General features: G+C 66.3%; 2 protein-coding genes. Both read left to right on the top strand.

Annotated elements, in window-relative coordinates:
- The coding region (locus tag VFG33_RS27715) for a malate synthase G (RefSeq protein ID WP_325055907.1) at positions 1-2,057 on the top strand (2,057 nt) is incomplete at its 5' end.
- A gap of 81 nt (positions 2,058-2,138) precedes the next feature.
- On the top strand, positions 2,139-2,555 hold a 417-nt coding region (locus VFG33_RS27710; RefSeq protein ID WP_524538153.1), incomplete at its 3' end, for a hypothetical protein.

The following is a 2,555-nucleotide window of genomic DNA, read 5'->3' as shown; positions in this document are numbered from 1 at the left end:
ACGACCTGTTGGCTCGCCGCGACGACCTGCAGGCGCAGATCGACAAGTGGCACCGCCAGCGTGTGATCGAACCCCTCGACATCGAGGCCTACCAGCAGTTCCTCAACGAGATCGGCTACCTGCAGCCCGAGCCTGCCGCCTTCACGATCACCACCTCGGGCGTCGACACCGAGATCACCAGCACGGCGGGGCCGCAACTCGTGGTGCCCATCCTGAACGCGCGCTTCGCGCTCAATGCATCCAATGCACGCTGGGGCTCGTTGTACGACGCGCTGTACGGCACCGACGTGATCCCCGAGGACGACGGCGCCGAGAAGGGCACCAGTTACAACAGGGTCCGTGGCGACAAGGTCATCGCCTACGCCCGCGAATTCCTCGACGGGGCGGTGCCCCTGGCCAGCGGCTCCTGGGCCGACGCGACCGGACTGAGCGTCGCCGACGGCCAGCTGGAGGTCGCGACCGGCGACGGGCAGTCCGTCGCGCTGGCCAGCCCGGAGAAGTTCGTCGGCTACACCGGGACGCTGGGCTCGCCCGCCTGGTCCGTGCTTCTCGTCAACAACGGCCTGCACATCGAACTGCTCGTCGACCCGGAGGCTCCCGTCGGTTCCACCGACAAGGCCGGGATCAAGGACGTCGTGCTGGAATCCGCGATCACCACGATCATGGACTTCGAGGACTCCGTGGCCGCCGTCGACGCCGACGACAAGGTGCTCGGATACCGGAACTGGCTCGGTCTGAACCGCGGCGACCTGACCGAGCAGGTCAGCAAGGGCGACAAGACGTTCACCCGGGTGCTCAACGAAGACCGCATCTTCACCACGCCTGACGGCGGCGAGTTGACCCTGCCAGGGCGCAGCCTGCTGTTCGTGCGCAACGTCGGGCACCTGATGACCAACGACGCGATCATCATGGGCGGGGACGGCCAGGAAGGCACCGAGGTGCCCGAGGGCATCCAGGACGCACTGTTCACCGGCCTCATCGCGATGCACGGCCTCAAGGCCGACGACCAGAACGGTCCGCTGCTCAACAGCCGCACCGGCTCGGTGTACATCGTCAAGCCCAAGATGCACGGGCCCGACGAGGTCACGTTCACCAGCGAGCTCTTCAGCCGGGTCGAGGACGTGCTCGGCCTGCCGCAGGCCACGCTCAAGGTCGGCATCATGGACGAAGAGCGCCGCACCACGCTGAACCTGAAGGCGTGCATCAAGGCGGCCGCTGACCGCGTCGTGTTCATCAACACCGGATTCCTCGACAGAACGGGCGATGAGATCCACACCTCGATGGAGGCAGGACCGATGGTCCGCAAGGGCACGATGAAGAGCCAGCCCTGGATCAAGGCCTACGAGGATGCCAACGTCGACGCAGGCCTGGCCACCGGACTCTCCGGAAAGGCGCAGATCGGCAAGGGTATGTGGGCCATGACCGAGCTGATGGCCGACATGGTCGAGCAGAAGATCGGACAGCCCAAGGCGGGTGCGACGACCGCGTGGGTGCCGTCGCCGACCGGTGCGACGCTGCACGCGATGCACTACCACCAGGTCGACGTGTTCGAGGTGCAGAAGGAACTCGCAGGGAAGAAGCGGACCACGATCGAGGAGTTGCTGACGATCCCGCTGGCCAAGGAGCTTGCGTGGGCGCCAGAGGAGATCCGCGAGGAGGTCGACAACAACTGCCAGTCGATCCTCGGCTACGTGGTGCGCTGGATCGACGCGGGCGTGGGTTGCTCCAAGGTGCCCGACATTCATGATGTAGCCTTGATGGAAGACCGTGCCACGCTTCGTATTTCGAGTCAGCTGCTCGCGAACTGGCTGCGCCACGGGGTCATCACCGAAGCCGACGTCAAGGCAAGCCTGCGGCGGATGGCGGCGGTCGTCGACGAACAGAACGCGAAGGATCCCACGTACCTGCCCATGGCGCCCGATCCGGACGCCAGCATCGCCTTCGCGGCCGCCCAGGAGTTGATCCTGTCCGGCACCCAGCAGCCGAACGGCTACACCGAGCCGATCCTGCACCGGCGCCGCCGCGAGTTCAAGGCTCGCCAGCTTGCCAGTGGCTAGACTTCGGCGGCAGCACCGGGTGGCAAAGGGTGGAAACACGTGGGCGAGGTCCACGTCGCGTAGCGAGCACAGAGGTTAGGGATGGGTAGGCACAGCGTTCCCGATCCCGGCGACCCGTCGGGCCAGCGGCCCGATCCGGGTGATGACTACGACGACGACTATTCCGATGACTATTCCGACGACTACCAGACCACCCAATTCACCAGGCCGGAACCGGAGCCCGAAGCCCGGCCGGGCTACGACGAATACGGCCAGCAGGGGTACGGAGCGGGTCACGGCACTCGCGGTTACCAGGACGCCGGATACGACGACGCGGGCTACCAGGACGCCGGATACGACGACGCGGGCTACCAGGACGTGGGCTACCAGGACGCGGGCTACGAGGACGCGGGCTACGAAGATCAGGACTACCCCGCGTCCGACTACTGGACGCACGACGACGACCTCGGATACGACGAGCCCGAACAGGCGACGCGGTCCTTCGCGACGTCCACCCCG

The organism is Kribbella sp. (assembly GCF_035687465.1).
In the GTDB taxonomy this organism is placed as follows: domain Bacteria; phylum Actinomycetota; class Actinomycetes; order Propionibacteriales; family Kribbellaceae; genus Kribbella.
The sequence above is the reverse complement of the archived record's forward strand: the minus strand, read 5'-3'. Positions and strand labels throughout refer to the sequence as shown.